20 protein-coding genes are annotated in these 17266 nt (G+C 63.2%); 8 read left to right on the top strand and 12 right to left on the bottom strand.

Going from position 1 to position 17266, the window contains the following annotated elements:
• Window positions 1-93: 93 nt before the first annotated feature.
• The 6 genes from KUW17_RS04265 (at window position 94) to KUW17_RS04240 (ending at window position 3935) form a co-directional block, all read left to right on the top strand.
• The gene (locus KUW17_RS04265) at window positions 94-726 is read left to right on the top strand and encodes an ATP-dependent Clp protease proteolytic subunit (protein WP_174144454.1); all 633 of its coding nucleotides are present in this window, start codon (window positions 94-96) and stop codon (window positions 724-726) included.
• Window positions 727-876: 150 nt separating this feature from the next.
• Complete coding sequence (gene clpX, locus KUW17_RS04260; protein ID WP_222476178.1) at window positions 877-2145, top strand: ATP-dependent Clp protease ATP-binding subunit ClpX; 1269 nt, start codon at window positions 877-879, stop codon at window positions 2143-2145.
• Window positions 2146-2211: 66 nt separating this feature from the next.
• Window positions 2212-2577 carry a RidA family protein gene (locus tag KUW17_RS04255; RefSeq protein ID WP_222476176.1) on the top strand — a complete coding sequence of 122 codons (366 nt, stop codon included), beginning with the start codon at window positions 2212-2214 and terminating at the stop codon, window positions 2575-2577.
• Between the two features lie 134 nt (window positions 2578-2711).
• Entirely contained in the window at window positions 2712-3098 is a 387-nt protein-coding gene (locus tag KUW17_RS04250; RefSeq protein ID WP_039182305.1) for an NADH:ubiquinone oxidoreductase subunit NDUFA12, read from the top strand.
• 25 nt (window positions 3099-3123) lie between these two features.
• Window positions 3124-3576, top strand: a complete 453-nt coding sequence (mlaD, locus tag KUW17_RS04245; RefSeq protein WP_222476174.1) for an outer membrane lipid asymmetry maintenance protein MlaD — start codon at window positions 3124-3126, stop codon at window positions 3574-3576.
• Window positions 3573-3935, top strand: a complete 363-nt coding sequence (locus KUW17_RS04240) for a DUF2155 domain-containing protein (protein WP_315899380.1) — start codon at window positions 3573-3575, stop codon at window positions 3933-3935. The genes mlaD and KUW17_RS04240 overlap by 4 nt, the downstream gene beginning before the upstream one ends.
• On the opposite strand, the gene aat is transcribed toward KUW17_RS04240, so the two are convergent.
• The 4 genes from aat to KUW17_RS04220 form a co-directional block, all read right to left on the bottom strand.
• Window positions 3899-4531: a leucyl/phenylalanyl-tRNA--protein transferase gene (gene aat / locus KUW17_RS04235; protein WP_222476173.1), complete on the bottom strand. Its 633-nt coding sequence runs from the start codon at window positions 4529-4531 to the stop codon at window positions 3899-3901. The two genes, KUW17_RS04240 and aat, sit on opposite strands and share 37 nt — an antisense overlap.
• A 74-nt stretch (window positions 4532-4605) precedes the next feature.
• The gene (accC, locus tag KUW17_RS04230) at window positions 4606-5955 is read right to left on the bottom strand and encodes an acetyl-CoA carboxylase biotin carboxylase subunit (protein WP_222476172.1); all 1350 of its coding nucleotides are present in this window, start codon (window positions 5953-5955) and stop codon (window positions 4606-4608) included.
• A gap of 9 nt (window positions 5956-5964) precedes the next feature.
• Window positions 5965-6465: an acetyl-CoA carboxylase biotin carboxyl carrier protein gene (gene accB / locus KUW17_RS04225; protein WP_222476171.1), complete on the bottom strand. Its 501-nt coding sequence runs from the start codon at window positions 6463-6465 to the stop codon at window positions 5965-5967.
• Window positions 6466-6622: 157 nt separating this feature from the next.
• Window positions 6623-7159: a LuxR family transcriptional regulator gene (locus tag KUW17_RS04220; protein ID WP_222476168.1), complete on the bottom strand. Its 537-nt coding sequence runs from the start codon at window positions 7157-7159 to the stop codon at window positions 6623-6625.
• A gap of 95 nt (window positions 7160-7254) precedes the next feature.
• On the opposite strand from KUW17_RS04220, the gene KUW17_RS04215 reads away from it, so the two are divergent.
• Window positions 7255-8751 (top strand): class I adenylate-forming enzyme family protein, encoded by a 1497-nt coding sequence (locus KUW17_RS04215; RefSeq protein WP_222476165.1) that lies wholly within the window; start codon window positions 7255-7257, stop codon window positions 8749-8751.
• A gap of 7 nt (window positions 8752-8758) precedes the next feature.
• On the opposite strand, the gene KUW17_RS04210 is transcribed toward KUW17_RS04215, so the two are convergent.
• The 8 genes from KUW17_RS04210 to KUW17_RS04175 all read right to left on the bottom strand — a co-directional run bounded on the left by KUW17_RS04210 (window position 8759) and on the right by KUW17_RS04175 (window position 15688).
• The gene (locus tag KUW17_RS04210; RefSeq protein WP_222476163.1) at window positions 8759-9307 is read right to left on the bottom strand and encodes a helix-turn-helix transcriptional regulator; all 549 of its coding nucleotides are present in this window, start codon (window positions 9305-9307) and stop codon (window positions 8759-8761) included.
• On the bottom strand, window positions 9265-9846 hold the full coding sequence (locus KUW17_RS04205; RefSeq protein WP_222476161.1) for a cytochrome b/b6 domain-containing protein: 582 nt from the start codon (window positions 9844-9846) through the stop codon (window positions 9265-9267). The genes KUW17_RS04210 and KUW17_RS04205 overlap by 43 nt, the downstream gene beginning before the upstream one ends.
• A 61-nt stretch (window positions 9847-9907) precedes the next feature.
• On the bottom strand, window positions 9908-10159 hold the full coding sequence (locus KUW17_RS04200; protein ID WP_222476159.1) for a PepSY domain-containing protein: 252 nt from the start codon (window positions 10157-10159) through the stop codon (window positions 9908-9910).
• A 283-nt stretch (window positions 10160-10442) separates the two neighbouring features.
• Window positions 10443-11198 carry an ABC transporter ATP-binding protein gene (locus KUW17_RS04195; protein WP_019295845.1) on the bottom strand — a complete coding sequence of 252 codons (756 nt, stop codon included), beginning with the start codon at window positions 11196-11198 and terminating at the stop codon, window positions 10443-10445.
• Between the two features lie 12 nt (window positions 11199-11210).
• Window positions 11211-11966: an ABC transporter ATP-binding protein gene (locus KUW17_RS04190; RefSeq protein WP_222476156.1), complete on the bottom strand. Its 756-nt coding sequence runs from the start codon at window positions 11964-11966 to the stop codon at window positions 11211-11213.
• 12 nt (window positions 11967-11978) lie between these two features.
• Window positions 11979-13184, bottom strand: a complete 1206-nt coding sequence (locus tag KUW17_RS04185; protein ID WP_222476154.1) for a branched-chain amino acid ABC transporter permease — start codon at window positions 13182-13184, stop codon at window positions 11979-11981.
• A gap of 3 nt (window positions 13185-13187) precedes the next feature.
• On the bottom strand, window positions 13188-14210 hold the full coding sequence (locus KUW17_RS04180) for a branched-chain amino acid ABC transporter permease (RefSeq protein WP_222476151.1): 1023 nt from the start codon (window positions 14208-14210) through the stop codon (window positions 13188-13190).
• A 131-nt stretch (window positions 14211-14341) separates the two neighbouring features.
• A complete protein-coding gene (locus KUW17_RS04175) occupies window positions 14342-15688 on the bottom strand; it encodes a substrate-binding protein (protein WP_222476148.1) in 1347 nt (448 codons plus the stop codon).
• Window positions 15689-15919: 231 nt separating this feature from the next.
• On the opposite strand from KUW17_RS04175, the gene KUW17_RS04170 reads away from it, so the two are divergent.
• Entirely contained in the window at window positions 15920-17218 is a 1299-nt protein-coding gene (locus KUW17_RS04170) for a helix-turn-helix domain-containing protein (RefSeq protein WP_222476145.1), read from the top strand.
• The last annotated feature ends 48 nt before the right edge of the window (window positions 17219-17266 follow it).

Here is a 17266-nt window from a genome sequence, read left to right as displayed (position 1 = left end):
GCCGCCCCTTGCAGGTCAAAAGGGGCGATACTAAGACTCGGGTAACACACTGTCGGGTATGGTGCCGGACATAAACAACGCAGGCAGGTCGCAATGATTGATCCCAGAGAAACATACATGAACACCCTGGTCCCGATGGTGGTTGAGCAGACCAGCCGGGGCGAACGGGCCTATGACATCTTTTCCCGCCTGCTGAAGGAGCGGATCATCTTCCTGAACGGCCCGGTGCACGACGGGATGAGCTCCCTTATCGTGGCGCAGCTGCTGCACCTTGAGGCGGAAAACCCGTCCAAGGAAATCTCCATGTACATCAACAGCCCCGGCGGTGTGGTGACCTCCGGCCTGTCGATCTATGACACCATGCAGTACATCAAGCCCAAGGTTTCGACCCTGGTGATCGGCCAGGCGGCCTCGATGGGCTCGCTCTTGCTGACCGCGGGTGAGCCGGGCATGCGCTTCTCGCTGCCGAACTCCCGCGTGATGGTGCACCAGCCCTCCGGCGGCTTCCAGGGCCAGGCCACTGACATCATGATCCACGCCGAGGAAACACTGAAGCTGAAGAAGCGCCTGAACGAGATCTACGTCAAGCACACCGGCCAGGACTACGACACCATCGTCGGCGCGCTGGAGCGCGACAATTTCATGTCGCCGGAAGAGGCCAAGGAATTCGGCCTGATCGACGAGATCGTCGAGAACCGCGCCAAGGGCGATGACGAGCAGGCCTGACGCCTGAGCTTGTGAACAGCCGTGTGCCCCGGTGTTTCAGAAGGGGCGCACTTTCACATTGTGGCGGCCTAAGCACTGGCTTAAGCTGGCCAAAAGATGGATTGCCCCGCAGCGCGGGCGCAGCGGACCGGGCGGACTGAAAGGTAGACCATGGCGACGAATTCAGGCGGCGACAGCAAGAACACTCTCTATTGCAGCTTCTGCGGCAAGAGCCAGCATGAAGTGCGCAAGCTGATCGCAGGCCCCACCGTTTTCATTTGCGATGAATGCGTTGAACTGTGCATGGATATTATCCGTGAAGAGACCAAGGCGTCCGGGCTGAAGGCCACTGACGGCGTGCCGACGCCCAAGGACATCTGCCAGGTTCTGGATGACTACGTGATCGGCCAAGCAACCGCCAAGCGGGTGCTGTCGGTTGCGGTGCACAATCACTACAAGCGCCTGAACCACGCCCAGAAGGCTGGCTCGGACATCGAACTGGCGAAATCCAACATCCTGCTGATCGGCCCCACCGGCTGCGGCAAGACGCTGCTGGCGCAGACGCTGGCGCGGATCCTGGATGTGCCCTTCACCATGGCGGATGCAACCACCCTGACGGAGGCCGGTTATGTGGGCGAGGATGTCGAGAACATCATCCTGAAGCTCCTGCAGGCGTCGGAGTACAACGTCGAGCGCGCGCAGCGCGGCATCGTCTATATCGACGAGGTCGACAAGATCACCCGCAAGTCGGAAAACCCCTCGATCACCCGCGACGTGTCGGGCGAGGGCGTGCAGCAGGCGTTGCTGAAACTGATGGAAGGCACCGTGGCCTCGGTTCCGCCGCAGGGCGGGCGCAAGCATCCGCAGCAGGAATTCCTGCAGGTGGACACCACCAACATCCTGTTCATCTGCGGCGGCGCCTTTGCCGGCCTCGACAAGATCATCGCGCAGCGCGGCAAGGGCTCGGCGATGGGCTTTGGCGCCGATGTGCGCGACAATGACGAGCGCGGCGTCGGCGAGATCTTCAAGGATCTGGAGCCGGAAGACCTGCTGAAGTTCGGCCTGATCCCGGAATTCGTCGGCCGTCTGCCGGTTCTGGCAACGCTGGAGGATCTGGACGAGGACGCGCTGGTCACCATCCTGACCATGCCAAAGAACGCCCTGGTCAAGCAGTACCAGCGCCTGTTCGAACTGGAAGACACCGAGCTGGACTTCACCGAGGAAGCGCTGAGCGCGATTGCCAAGAAGGCGATCGAACGCAAGACCGGCGCCCGCGGCCTGCGCTCGATCATGGAGGACATCCTATTGGATACCATGTTCGACCTGCCGGGCATGGACAGCGTCACCAAGGTGGTCGTGAACGAAGAGGCGGTGACCTCCGATGCGCAGCCGCTGATGATCCATGCGGATGCCGAGAAAGAGCCGGCCTCGGCGGGCTGATAGGCGAAAATTTCTAATTGAGCGGCGCGGTAATTTCCGCGCCGCTTTCATGTTGAGGAGAGAAACATGATCAAACGGATTTCTTCGGGCGGCGAGTTCGAGGCCAAGATCGGCTATAGCCGCGCCGTGGTTGCAGGCGGTTTCGTGCATGTGGCGGGCACCGTCGGCCAGGGCGATGACGTTGTTGCCCAGTGCCGGTCGGCGCTGGACACCATCGCGGCGGCGCTGGAAAAGGCGGGCGCCAGCTTTGCCGATGCGGTGCGGGTGAACTATTACCTGCCGGACGCGGCGGAGTTCGAGTCCTGCTGGCCCGTTCTGGCGGAAACCTTTGGCGCCAACCCGCCGGCGGCGACCATGGTGGAGTGCAATCTGATCGATCCCAAGTTCCGGATCGAGATCGAACTGACCGCGCTGGCGCCCGCGGAGGGCTGATCCGGCTGGCGGCGCATCAGCCGCTGAGGCAAAACTGCCAAATCCCGCCAAGTTACAGGCTGCCCAAGGCGCAAGCCACTGGACCTTGGCGGGAAATTGGGCCATATCGAAGTCGGAAAAATCCGGAGGCACCCATGGGAATCCTGAACACTCTTCTGCGCGCTGTGACCTGGTGGAACGGCTCCACCCTGAACACCCGGATCTTCACCGCCCGCAAGGGCATCAAGGTGGGTGAGGATGACCAGGGCAATGTGTTCTACCGCAATGCGGACGACAGCAAGCGCTGGGTGATGTTCAACGGCGAAGTGGAAGCGTCCCGCATCAGCCCCGACTGGCACGGCTGGCTGCACCGCACCTTCGACGAGGTGCCGAGCGAGAAGCCGCTGAAGCACAAGGCCTGGGAAAAGCCGCATCAGGAAAACCTGACCGGCACCATGATGGCCTATGCGCCGGCAGGGTCGATCCGCGCGGGCGGCGAGCCGAAAGAGCGCCGCGACTACGAGGCCTGGGTGCCGGAATAAACACATCTGCCAAAAGGCTGATTTCATGTCCCACAATCCCACTGAAGTTCTTGCCGGCGGCGTCGTGCTGGCGGCAGCCATCGGTTTTGCCGTCTACGCAGGGCAGGCGGCCGGCCTGTCCCGCAGCGGCGCGACTTATGACCTGAACGCGTCTTTCCGGTCGCTGGAAGGCGTTAGTGTCGGCACCGACGTGCGGCTGGCTGGGGTCAAGATCGGCACCGTGACCGGCGTTGACCTGAACCCGGAAACCTTCCGTGCCGACACCGTGTTTTCGGTGAAGGACGGAATTGAAATCCCCGATGACAGCGCCGTTGTGATCTCCTCTGAAGGTCTCTTGGGCGGCAATTTTGTCGAGATCATGCCGGGCGGTTCTGCGTTTGCTTTTGAAGCAGGGGATGAGATCGAGGATACCCAGGGCGCGGTCAGCCTGATTTCGCTGCTGGTCAAATTCGTGGCAGGCGGCGGGGAAGAGTCGTGAGACGCCTTGCTGCTGCGCTGACAGCCGCCCTTCTGGCCATGCCTGCCTGGGGGCAGGAGCAGGCCGCGCAAGGATCCGCGGCGGTCCTGCGGGCGCTGGACAAGGTCAACGGCCATTTCATGGATGCCGAGGTTGCTGTTGGCGCCAGCGCCGAAATGTTCGGCCTGCTGGTCAGCGTTTCGGAGTGCCGCTATCCGGCCGAGAACCCGACAGGCGATGCGTTCGCCTATCTTTCGGTGCGCGATCCAAGGGACGGGGCCGAGCATTTCAGCGGCTGGATGATTGCTTCCAGCCCGGCGCTGAACGCGCTGGACCACAACCGTTATGATGTCTGGGTCATCCGCTGCAAAAGCAGCTGAGGCTGCGGCACCGCTGGCACTGAGAAATCCGCATCTTTGTCCAGGGCCTCGCGCAGCAGCGCGCGGTATCGCGCGCGCGTGACCTCGATTCCGCCGAGCGAAGCCAGATGCGGGGTCAGGAACTGGGTGTCGCACAGGGTAAACCCCGCCTGCACCAGCCGGTCGGTCAGATAGGCCAGTGCCACCTTGGAGGCGTCGCGTCGGCGGGAGAACATGCTCTCGCCGAAGAACGCGCCGCCCAGCGAGACGCCATAGGTGCCGCCGGCCAGCTCGCCCTGGTGCCAGACCTCCAGCGAGTGGGCGTTGCCCATCAGGTGCAAATCCAGGTAGCGGTCGCGGATTTCGCTGTTGATCCAGGTCTCTGCCCGGTCGGCGCAGCCGTCCACCACGCCTGCAAAGTCGCGGTTCACGGTGATCTCGAAGCCGCCGTTGCGGATGCGCTTGGCCAGGGAGCGGGAGATGCGGAAGCCATCAAGCGGCAGAATCCCGCGCCGCTTGGGGTCGACCCAGAACACTTCGGGATCGTCGCGGTGTTCGGCCATCGGGAAAACACCGGCGGAATAGGCGTGCAGCAAGAGATCAGCAGTCAGGCTCATGGTGCCGCCAGTATAAAGGGTAAAGGCAGGGAAATGTAAAACGGGGCGCAACCGGATGGTGCGCCCCGAATGTTTCAGCCCGGTGTGTTTTCTTCCAGCCAGCGTTCCAGCCAGTGGATGCCGTAGTTGCCGGTGTGGATGTCTTCTTCCTGCAGCAGCGCGTGGAACAGCGGCACGGTGGTGTCGATGCCATCGATGATCAGCTCGCCCAGGGCACGGTTCAGGCGCGCCAGCGCCTCGGTCCGGTCGCGGCCGTGCACGATCAGCTTGCCGATCAGCGAGTCATAGTAGGGCGGGATCGAGTAGCCGTCATATAGCGCCGAATCCATCCGCACACCCAGGCCGCCGGGGGCGTGGTACTGGGTGATCTTGCCCGGGCAGGGCGAGAAATTCGGAAGCTTCTCGGCGTTGATCCGCACCTCGATGGCGTGGCCGTTGATCTCCAAGTCGTCCTGGGTGAAGGACATCGGCAGGCCTTCAGCCACCCGGATCTGCTCGCGTACCAGGTCAACGCCGAAGATGGCCTCGGTCACCGGGTGCTCCACCTGCAGGCGGGTGTTCATCTCGATGAAGTAGAACTCGCCGTCCTCGTAGAGGAATTCGATGGTGCCGGCGCCGGAATAGCCCATCTTGCCGACCGCGTCGGCGCAGATCTTGCCGATGCGGGCGCGCTCTTCCGGGCTGATGCAGGGGCCGGGGGCTTCCTCGAACACCTTCTGATGGCGGCGCTGCAGCGAGCAGTCGCGTTCCGCAAGGTGCACGCCGGTGCCCTTGCCGTCGCCAAAGACCTGGATTTCGATATGACGCGGCTTCTGGAGGTATTTCTCCATATAGACTTCGTCATTGCCGAACGCGGCCTTGGCCTCGGAACGGGCCGTGGAGAAGGCCGAAACCAGCTCTTTCTCGTCCTTGGCGACCTTCATGCCGCGGCCGCCGCCGCCGGCGGTGGCCTTGATGATCACCGGATAGCCCATGTCCTTGGCGGCCTTCTTGGCCGCCGCGATGTCGGGCACGCCGCCTTCGGAACCCGGCACAACCGGAATGCCGAGGTTCTTGGCGGTTTCCTTGGCGGTGATCTTGTCACCCATGATGCGGATGTGCGCCGCCGAGGGGCCGATGAAGGTCAGGCCGTGGTCTTCGATGATCTGCACGAAATTGGCGTTTTCCGACAGAAAGCCGTAGCCCGGGTGGATCGCCTGCGCGCCGGTAATCTCGCAGGCCGAGATGATGGCCGGAATCGACAGGTAGCTTTGGGCGCCGGAGGGCGGGCCGATGCAGACCGATTCATCGGCCATGCGGACGTGCATCGCATCGGCATCCGCGGTGGAGTGCACCGCGACGGACTTGATGCCCATCTCGCGGCAGGCACGGATCACGCGCAGGGCAATCTCGCCGCGGTTGGCAATCAGGATCTTGTCAAACATTGCAGATCCTTACTCGATGATGGCCAGGGGGGTTCCGAATTCCACGGCGGCGCCGTCTTCGACCAGAATGCGCTTCACGGTGCCGGACTTGGGCGCCGGAATGTGGTTCATGGTCTTCATCGCCTCAACGATCAGCAGGGTGTCGCCTTCGCTGACCTGTGCGCCAACAGAGATAAAGGAGGGCGCGCCGGGCTCCGGCTGCAGGTAGACGGTGCCGACCATCGGCGAGGTCACGGCGCCGGGGTGGCTGGCCGGATCGTCGTTTGCGGCTGCGGGGGCGGCAGCGGCAGGCGCGGCTGCGGCAGCAACCGGCGCGGGGGCAGCAGCGGCAGGAACCTGTACCTGCATCGGGGCAGCCGCCATCGCGGTCTGGCGCGACACGCGCACGTTCAGGCTGTCATCATCGCCGTAGTCGCGCTTGACCTGCAGCTCGGTCAGGTCGTTTTCGCGCAGCAGCTCCGCCAGCGCCTTGATGAATGCCACGTCAGCTTCGTGAGTTTTGTTTGTCATATTGTCCTCAGCCAATTCCGACAGGCCCGCCGGTTAGGGCAGGCAGGAAATTAGGGCGCTTATAGGGCAAGGATTACCGCAAGGAAAGCACTCCTGAACTGCGCGGTAACATGAGGTCTATGGCGCGGATTCGCAATTGCCGGCGTGAAATTCCTGGTCAGAGCGGCATTCCGGTCAGTTTTGCCACCAGTTCCGGCAGCTTGCGGGCGCCGAACTTCTGCAACAGATGCGCCCGGTGGCTTTCCACCGTGCGGTAGGACAGGTCCAGCTGCTTGCCGATTTCCTTGGCGGACAGCCCCTTGCAGGTGAGGATCGCCACCTCGCGCTCGCGGGGGGTGAGGGAAACGACGGGGCGGTCGTCGGAGATATCGGCAAAGGACCAGATGCCGGTCTGAAACGGCGCCTCCGGCGTCACCGAGCGCCCGCGCACCCGGCACCAGAACAACCCGCCCGCCCGGCGGCGCATGATGCGCTCGTCGCTGTAGCTGCCGCCCTGCGCCTCTGGCTGCTGCAGCAGGGCGCCAATGCGGTTGAAATCCTCCTGGCTGGGATAAAGCTCTGCAATCAGCATGCCGGTATAGTCGCCGGGCGCGCCGCCAAAGGTCGCGGCGAATTGCAGGTTGCACCGGGTGATGACGCGGCGTTCCAGTACAGCAAGGCCCACAGGGGCATGGTCAAAGGCAAGATCGCTCATATGGTATTCTTACGCAGGTATTTTTGCGGAATTGAAGGGGCTTGGGCCTGCGTGCCAGTTTCCGGCCGCAACAGCAAGCCGGGGAGGGGCAGCAGATGAACATTGCAGTATGGCTGGCACGGATGGCCGCGGCAGAGGGTGCGCGGCCGGCTCTGTACCTGGGGCAGGCGCTGGTTGCGGATTATGCCGGGTTTCATGCGCGCGCAGCCTCGGTGGCGGGCTGGCTGCAGTTGCAGGGCATCATGCCCGGCGACCGTGTCGGCATCTTCATGAAGAACTGCCCGGACTACCTGATCGCGCTTTACGGCATTTGGTATGCCGGCGCGGCGGCTGTGCCAATCAATGCCAAGCTGCACGGCAAGGAGGCCGAGTTCATCCTGCAGAATTCCGGTGCCGGGCTGGTCTTCACCTCACCGGGGCTGACGGAGGCGGTTGCGGAAACTGAGGCCGAGGTGCGCTGTGTGGACATCACCGGCCCGGAGTATGCGGATGCCTTGCAGGCTGATCCGGTGGCGGAGCCCGCGTCGCGACTGCCGGATGATCTGGCCTGGCTGTTCTACACTTCCGGCACCACCGGGCGACCCAAGGGGGTGATGATCACCCACCGGATGCTGATGAACATGGCCATCGCCTATTTCGCGGATGTCGATCAGGTGAGCGCGGAGGACCACGCGCTTTATGCCGCGCCGATGAGTCACGGCGCAGGGATCTATGCGATACAGCATGTGCTCGCCGGCGCGCGGCATGTCTGCCCGGTTTCCGGCGGCTTTGACGAGGCGGAGATTTTCGATCTGGCTGCGCATTTTGGCCGCGTGCACATGTTTGCCGCGCCCACAATGGTCACGCGGATGACGGCTGAAGCGAAACGCCTGGGCCGAAAGGGCGAGGGCCTGCGCACGGTCGTCTATGCCGGCGGCCCGATGTATGTCGCCGATATCATGGAGGCGGTGGAGCATTTCGGCCCGGTCTTTGTGCAGGTCTATGGGCAGGGCGAATGCCCGATGGCAATCACCGCGCTGCCGCGCCACGACGTGCAGGACCGCGCGCATCCGCGCTGGAAGGAGCGGCTGGCCAGCGTCGGCCGGGCGCAGAGCGTGGTTGAGGTGCGGATCGGCACGCCGGAGGGTGATTTCCTGCCAGCGGGGCACCACGGCGAGATCATGGTGCGCGGCGATACGGTGATGCCCGGGTACTGGGAGAACCCGGAAGCGACAGGGAAAACCCTGATCAACGGCTGGCTGATGACCGGCGACATGGGCGTGCTGGACGAGGACGGCTACCTGACCCTGCAGGACCGCTCCAAGGACATGATCATCACCGGCGGCTCCAACGTCTATCCGCGCGAGGTGGAGGAAGTGCTGCTGATGCACCCGCAGGTGCGCGAGGTCTCCGTGGTGGGCCGTGCCCATGCGGACTGGGGCGAGGAAGTGGTGGCCTTTGTCGTGGGCGATGCGCCGGATGCAGAGCTGGATGAGCTGTGTAACAGCCAGATTGCGCGGTTCAAACGTCCCAAGGCCTATATCCGCATCGAAGCGTTGCCCAAGAACAACTATGGCAAGGTGCTGAAGACAGAGCTGCGGAAGATGGTCTGAACGCGGATCAGGCCGGGCGGGAAGCCGCGCCTTCGCCCGTGTCCGGCTGCCGCTGCCCCATCATGGTGTCAATCAGCAGGCTCATCAGCTCGGCCCGGTTTCCGGTGCCGGATTTGCGGTAGATGGCATTTAGCTGCGCCTTGACGGTGCCTTCGGCACTGCCGCGCATGGCGGCGATTTCGGCGGTGCTGAGGCCTTTGACCAGAAAGGTCGCGACGTCCAGCTCGGCGGGCGTCAGGCCCCAATTGGCAAACTCGGCGTCGATCACGTCCTGCACCGCAGCCTGGGCGGCGTTCAGAGTTTCCTCCAGATGCGCCTTGCGGCGCAGCAGCCACAGCAGGATGCGGGTCTCGATCACGATTGCCGCTGCCAGCGCCAGCGCCGCCAGCCCCTCGATATAGGCGTGCGGGCCTTCGCCATGCTCGGCTTCTCCCGCTTCCAGACCGCCGAGATCGGCAATCATGTCGCCAAGAAACACTGCCGCGCAGAGGGCCTGCACGGCAATGACGGCAATCAGGATCCAGGGTCTGGCCGGGTCTTGCCGGTGTGGGCGCATTGTCGGGTCTCCGCTGAGGTGCCGGGCATCTCCTTGTAGCCAGTGACCATTGCGCGCGCCAGATTGACTTTGGTGCGGCGGCTTTCGAACAGCACCGCTGCCACATGCAGCACGACCGAGAATTCTGCCCAGGCGGCCAGCGCCTCATGCAGCTCTTCCGGCCATTCGATGCCCCAGAACAAATCCGTGGTCATCAGCCAGCCGGTCAGGGCGATGCCGCTGACGGTCAGCAGCAGATTGTAGATCATCAGCGCACCGAGCGGCGTATGCCCCAGGTGCCGCTGGACCCGGCCAGTTGCGATGTCGCTCAGCTGCCCGGCTGCGGCGCCTGGATCAGGCGGAAAGCTGGAAAACCGCGCATAGCGGCTGCCGGTCATTCCCCAGAGCACCCGGACGGCGATCAGCGCGGCCACCCCATAGCCGATGTAGAGATGAAGATCGCCCTCCGGATCGGTGATCAGTGCGTTGGCGGCAAATCCCGCCGCCAGCGACCAGTGAAACAGCCGGACCACAGGGTCCCAGACGTATGTGCGGCGCATGCCGGCCCTCCTGCAATGACCGGGCACGGTATTGCGCCCGGCAAATTGTGATTTGTGCCGGTCAATCGTCTTCTTCGATCTTCACCACCTCGATCTTGTCGTTGAGGTAGAATTCGTACCTTTTGCCGTCCTTCAAGGCATAGGCTTCGTAAAGACCGTCTTCGGTTTCGATCTTGCGCACTTCATAGCCCTGGCCGGTCAGCAGATCGCGGATTTTGGCCTGGGTTTCGGCACTGGGGGTGCCGTCAGAGGCAAGCGCCGCTGCGGCTGGCAGTGCGAGGGCGAGGGCGGCGAGTTTCAGGGTTTGGCGCATCGGGTGTCCTTTCTGTGTCCTGCCGGGTGCCGCACCGGAATGGCGCGGGCCGTGGCAGAGATTTCGGGGACAGAACGGCGGAAAAGAATAGGCGCCAGGGTGGAAAGGACGCAAAAGCCGCGGGCGTATAACCAGGGTTTATTGCAGTGAAAACTGATCTTTACAGACGGCGGCTGCAGCTGTTGCCCAAAAAAGGAGGCCAGCCCTGAACAGAGCCGGCCTCAGTGACCCTGTGCCGGCACGCGGGCGGCCGGCACGGCGGAGATGATGACTTGGATGCGGTTCAGATCGCCAGGTATTCGGCGCGCAGCTCTTCGTTTTCCAGAACCTCGGCGGCGGTGCCGTCAAAGACGATGCCGCCGGTATCGAGGATCACCGCACGGTCCGCCAGTTCCAGGGCGCGGACCGCATTCTGCTCGACAATGATGGTTGTCATGCCCTGTTCCTTGATATGGATGAGGGTCTTTTCAATCTCGTCCACGATCACCGGGGCGAGGCCTTCGTAGGGTTCGTCCAAGAGCAGCACCTTGATGTCGCGGGCCAGCGCCCGGGCAATCGCCAGCATCTGCTGCTCGCCGCCCGACAGCGTCACGCCTTCCTGCTTGCGGCGTTCGCCAAGGCGCGGGAACAGGTCGTAGAGACGCTCCAGCGACCAGCCGATGGGCGGCGCGATCTGCGCCAGCTGCAGGTTTTCCTCGACCGTCAGGCCGGGAATGATGCGGCGGTCTTCGGGCACCAGGCCCAGCCCGGCCGCGGCGGCCTCGTGCGAGGCCATGTTGTGCAGCGGTTTGTGGTCCAGCCAGATCTCGCCGCGGGTCACCATGGGGGAGCCGGTGCGGGCGATGGAACGCAGGGTCGAGGTCTTGCCTGCGCCATTGCGGCCCAGAAGGGCCAGGATCTCACCCTCGTGGACGTTGAAGCTGATGCCCTGCACGATGTAGCTCTCGCCGTAGTAGGCATGCACATCCCAGACCGACAGGAATGCCGGTGCGGTGGTGGCGACGTTGGCGTTCTTGGAGAAATCGGGTTTTACGTTCATCTTGGTTCCTCCTTACGCCGACTCGCCCAAGTACGCTTCGCGCACCTTCGGGTTGCCGCGGATGTTCTGGGGGTCGTCCTCCACCAGGGGTGTGCCCTGAGCCAGCACGGTGATCCGGTTGGCGAGGCTGAACACCACATGCATGTCGTGCTCGATGATGGCGATGGTGATGTCGCGCTCGTCGCTGATCTGCTTCAGGAGATCGATGGTGTTGTTGGTGTCGGCCCGCGCCATGCCGGCGGTGGGCTCGTCCAGCAGCAGCAGGCGCGGTTCTTGGCTCAGGCACATGCCGATCTCCAGCCGCCGCTTGTCGCCGCGGGACATGGCGGCGGCGTGCATGTGCCGCTTGTCCGCCATGTTCATCTCTTCCAGCATGTGCTCTGCCTTTTGCAGAATGTCCTTCTGGCGCAGCACTGCAGACAGGGCGTTCAATTCAAACGCACCGTCTCTCTTGGCAAAGCAGGGGATCATCATGTTCTCCAGCACCGTCAGGTCGCCGAAGATTTCCGGCGTCTGGAACACGCGGGAAATGCCCATCTGGTTGATCTCGTAAGGCGCGCGGCCCAGCACCGACTGGCCGTCGAACATGACGGAACCGGTGTCGGGGATCAGCTTGCCCACCAGGCAGTTCAACAGAGTGGACTTGCCTGCGCCGTTCGGCCCGATGATCGCGTGGACCGAGTTTTCCTGAACGCTGAGGTTCACGTTCGAGAGCGCCTGCAGGCCGCCGAACCGTTTCCCCACGTCTTTGACTTCAAGGATGCCCATTGTTCTGTCTCCTTATTCCGCGGGGTTGGTTTCGCCGGCAGCCTTGCCGCTGTCTTTGGCCTTGCGTCGGCTGAGCCAGCCCTTGATCCGCTGGCCGCCCTCAACCAGGCCGCCGGGCAGGAAGATCACCACCAGCATGAACAGGATGCCCAGGGTCAGGTGCCAGCCCTTGCCGATGAAGGGGTGGATGATGAAGACCACTGCGTCCTCCATCCCGTCCGGCAGGAAGCTGAACCAGGTGTGCAGCACGTTGTCGTTGATCTTGGAGAAGATGTTTTCAAAGTACTTGATGAAGCCTGCGCCCAGCACCGGGCCGATCAGCGTGCCGGCACCGCCGAGGATGGTCATCAGCACCACTTCGCCGGAGGCGGTCCACTGCATCCGCTCAGCGCCCGCCAGCGGGTCCATCGAGGCCATCAGCCCGCCTGCAAGACCTGCATACATGCCGGAGATCACGAAGGCCGCCAGGGTGTAGGGACGGGTGTTGAGACCGGTGTAGTTCATCCGCTGCTGGTTCGATTTCACCGCCCGCAGCATCATGCCGAAGGGCGAACGGAAGATGCGGATCGCCAGGTAGAAGGCGGCCAGCATGATCAGCGCGCAGAGGTAGTAGCCCGCGTTGAACTGGAACGCCCAGGGGCCGAGCGCCAGTTCAAAGGTGGAGCGCATTTCCAGGCCGAACAGGTTGGTCACCGGGATTGAACCGTCCGCGGTGGCGGAGACGCCCAGGACGCGGGGGTCTTCCAGCGTCAGCTGCAGGCCTGTCTCGCCGTTGGTGATCGGGGTCAGCACCGAATAGGCGAGGTTGAAGGACATCTGCGCAAACGCCAGCGTCAGGATCGAGAAGTAGATGCCGGAGCGGCGCAAGGATACGAAGCCGATGAGCAGCGCAAACAGGCCCGCGACAATGACCGACAGCATGATTGCCGGGATTACGTTCATGCCGATGAGCTTGAACATCCAGACCGCGGAGTAGGAGCCGACTCCCAGGAAGGCCGCATGGCCGAAGGACAGGTAGCCGGTGAGGCCGAAGAGGATGTTGAAGCCGATGGCGAAGATCCCGAAGATCACGAAACGCTGCATCAGGTCCGGATAGCCCGCGTTGAACTGCGCCATGGCGCTCTCTGTCGGGAAGGGGTTCAGGATGAAGGGGGCGAACAGCGTCAGGATGGCGACGATGATCAGCATAGAAGTGTCTTTTTTATCCAGTCCGAACATGTCTTAGTCCTCCATCACGCCTTTGCGGCCCATCAGGCCCCGCGGACGGGTCAGCAGAATGATGATTGCGACCACATAGATGATGATCTGGTCGATGCCGGGAATCAGCGACTTGATCTCGTTCATCGAGGCAAAGCTTTCGAGCACGCCCAGCAGGAAGCCTGCCAGCACCGCGCCGGGCAGGGAACCCATGCCGCCGACAACCACCACCACGAAGCTGAGGACCAGGAAGTCCATGCCCATGTGGTAGTTGGGGGAGTTGATCGGCGTGTACATGACCCCCGCAAGGCCCGCGACAGCGGCCGCAATGCCGAACATGATGGTGAAGCGGCGGTCGATGTTGATGCCCAGCAGGCCCACCGTCTCGCGGTCGGCCATGCCGGCCCGCACCACCATGCCGAAAGTGGTGAATTGCAGGAAGGAGAAGATGCCGCCGATGATCAGCACGGCAAAGAAGAAATAGACCACGCGCCAGACCGGATAGACGATATCCATGCCGATGGCCGCGCCCAGGTTCACCACGCCGTTTAGCGCGTCAGGGGCCGGTGTCTGGATCGGGTTGGCGCCGTAGAAGTATTTCACCACTTCCTGCAGCACGATGGCGAGGCCGAAGGTCACCAGAATCTGGTCGGCGTGCGGGCGCTTGTAGAAATGCTTGATCAGGCCGCGCTCCATCACGTAGCCGACGCCGATCATGATCGGGATTGCAAACAGGATCGCCAGGGGCACTGCCCAGTCGATGATGCTGCCGCCGATATCGGGGCCGAACCAGGCCTCCACATAGGGGGTTTTGACCTTGAGCGGGTTGCCCAGGAAATCTTTCTGGGTTTCGTCCACGAGCTCAAAGCTGAGGTTCAGGATGCGCTGCAGGGTGACAGCGCAGAAGGCGCCGATCATGAACAGCGCCCCATGGGCAAAGTTCACCACGCCCAGCGTGCCGAAGATGAGTGTCAAACCCAGCGCGATCAGCGCATAGGCCGAGCCTTTGTCGAGCCCGTTCAGGATTTGCAGGAGAATGGCGTCCATGGGTCCCACCGTGCGTCAGGTTAGGATTGGCCCGCCCGGCGGGGGAGGCGGACGGGCCGGTTGAGGCAGCCGGATTCCGGTCCGTAATCCGGACCGGAGATTTTACAGAATGCCGGTGCCCTGTGGCTGGCTTATGCGCCCGGGTTGCAGGCGCCCAGGTTGCCGCCGGCGAACATCGGGTGGTCCGGTGCGTACTCCACCTGTGCCCGCGGGGTGACTTCGACAACTTCCAGAAGGTCGAATTCCGAGGTCGGGTTTTCCTTGCCGCGCACCACCAGAACATCCTTGAAGCACTGGTGGTCCTCGGCGCGGTAAAGGGTTGGGCCGTTGCCCATGCCATCGAATTCGAACCCTTCCAGCGCTTCGACGACGGCGCAGGGGTTGAAGCTGCCGGCCCGCTCCACCGCATCCGCGTAGAGCATGGTCTGCACATAGCAGGTGTGCGCGGCCTGGCTCGGCGGGAAGCCGTATTTGGTGCCGAAGGATTTCACGAAAGCCTTGGAGCCTTCATCCTGCAGCGTCCAGTGCCAGTTGGTGGAGCCGTGGATGCCCTTCACGTTCTCGCCTGCGCCCTTGGCCATCAGGCGGGAGTAGAGCGGAACGACGATCTCGAAGTTCTTGCCGTTCACGACCTTTTCGCGCAGGCCGAACTGGACCGCGTTGGTCAGCGAGTTCACCATGTTGCCGCCATAGTGGTTCAGAACCAGCACGTCGGCGCCCGAGTTCAGCACCGGCGCGATATAGGACGAGAAGTCGGTGGCTGCCAGCGGGGTGCGGACCTTGTTCACGGTCTGCCATCCCAGCGCCTCGGTGGCGGCGGCGATCGATTCTTCCTGGGTCCAGCCCCAAGTGTAGTCGGCGGTCAGGTGGTATGCGATGCGGTCGGTGCCGTAGAGGTTTTTTAGCACCGGCGCCAGCGCCGCACCCGACATGTAGCCGTTGAAGAAATGGCGGAAGCCGTTGGCCTTCTTGTCCTTGCCGGTGGTGTCGTTGGAGTGGGTGAGACCGGCCATGAAGATCACGCCTGCCTCCTGGCAAAGGCCCTGAACGGCAATCGCCACACCGGAGGAGGAGCCGCCGGTGATCATCACCGCGCCGTCCTTCTCGATCATCGACTTGGCGGAGGCGCGGGCGGCGTCCGATTTGGTCTGGGTGTCGCCGGTGACATATTCCACCTTCTTGCCCAGGATGCCGTTGCCCTGCAGCGCCTTGGAGCTGAAGGTGTTCATCATGCCGCCGTCGCCGCCGCCGTTCAGATGCTCGACAGCCAGCTCATAGGCGCGCAGCTCGTCAGCGCCTTCGTCGGCGTATGGGCCGGTCTGCGGCACGTTGAAACCCAAGGTGACGGATCCGCCGGTCGGCTCGTTGGTAAAAGCCGCGGCAGAAGAAGCGGTAAAGATGGTCGGCAGCGCCACGCCGGCGCCTGCAATTGCGCCGGACTTAAGGACTCTGCGGCGCGATACGTCAAATTTGGACATGTATTCCTCCCTGATATGATTGGTGCCTTGCAGCTCCTCACTTCTGCGCGGTACCAGCACTTTGCGTGCAAAATCAGTATGAGGGCCTCATGTAAACTCAGGCAATAAAACCCTTTTATCGCTTGAAAATTCTGTAAATAACTGAACAATATTTTCAAGGCGTCTGTAAATTACCTTATTTTGCATTGCAGAAAGCCCTTGAAATGGAAGTGTTTTGGGAGACCCGTCCGCATGGCACGCGACACCCTAACCGGCAGCCGGATCCGCGAGCGCAGGCTGATCCTTGGATTGCGCCAGGCCGAATTGGCGCGGGAGGCGGGGATCTCGGCCTCCTATCTCAACCTGATCGAACACAACCGGCGCAGAATCGGCGGCAAGCTGCTGGTGGATATAGCCGGCGTTTTGGGGGTGGAGCCGTCGATGCTGAGCGAGGGGGCGGAGGCGGCGCTGATTTCCACCCTGCGCGAGGCCGCGGCAGACAGCGGTGTGCCGGTGGCGGAACTGGACCGGGTCGATGAATTTGCCGGCCGTTTTCCGGGCTGGGCCGAGGTTCTGGCGGCCGGCCACCGCCGCATCGCCACGCTGGAGCGCACGGTCGAGACGCTCTCGGACCGGCTGACCCATGATCCCAACCTGGCGGCCTCGGTGCATGAGGTGCTGTCGACAGCCGCCGCAATCCGCTCCACCGCCTCGATCCTGGCGGAAACCGGAGAGCTTGAGCCGGAGTGGCGGGACCGGTTTCACAAGAACCTGAACGAGGATTCGCTGCGGCTGTCGGAAAGCAGCCGCGCCCTTGTCAGTTTTCTGGATGAAGGGGACGCAGGCGAGGACCGCCGCGGCATGCCGCAGGAAGAGGCAGAGGCTTTTTTTCAAAACAACGGATTCCATTTCCCGGCATTGGAGGAGGGTTCAGCAGAGCCTGAGGACCTGCTCGAGAACGAACCGGCGCTGGCAAGCGAGGCGGCACGAAGCCTTGCCCGGGCTGCGCTGGAGCAGTACCGGGCCGATGCCCGGGTGATGCCGCTGAAAGCGCTTGCGCGGGAACTGCAGTCCACCGTGATCTCTCCCGTGGCGCTGGCGCGCCGGTTCGGCTGCGGCTTGCCTGCGGTGCTGCGCCGCCTGGCGGCGCTGCCGGAGGAGGTTCTGGGGCATGAGGCCGGGCTGGTGATCTGCGACGCCTCAGGCACCCTGCTGTTCCGCAAGCCCGTCACCGGGTTTGCAATGCCGCGCTTTGGCGCCTCCTGTCCGCTGTGGCCGCTTTACACGGCTCTGGTCAATCCGCATGTGCCGGTGCGGCGCAACGTGGTGCAGCAGGGGCGCAACACGGCTGCGTTTGACTGCCTGGCCGTGGCCTGGCCGCAGAATCAGCCGGATTTCGGCGAAGATCCCCTGTACCGCGCGGTGATGCTGATCCTGCCCGGTGCCAAGGACGCGCAGGACCCGCAGCCGGTGGGCGCCAGCTGCCGGATCTGCCCGCGCCGGGGCTGCACCGCGCGCCGGGAGCCGTCGATCCTGAAGGAAGAGTTTTGACACTGGTGCGGGCCGGCGGCTAACCTGCGCAAAAATGAATGCGCGGCC

Source organism: Leisingera aquaemixtae (assembly GCF_019801145.1).
Classification (GTDB): Bacteria; Pseudomonadota; Alphaproteobacteria; order Rhodobacterales; family Rhodobacteraceae; genus Leisingera; species Leisingera aquaemixtae_A.
The sequence above is the reverse complement of the archived record's forward strand: the minus strand, read 5'-3'. Positions and strand labels throughout refer to the sequence as shown.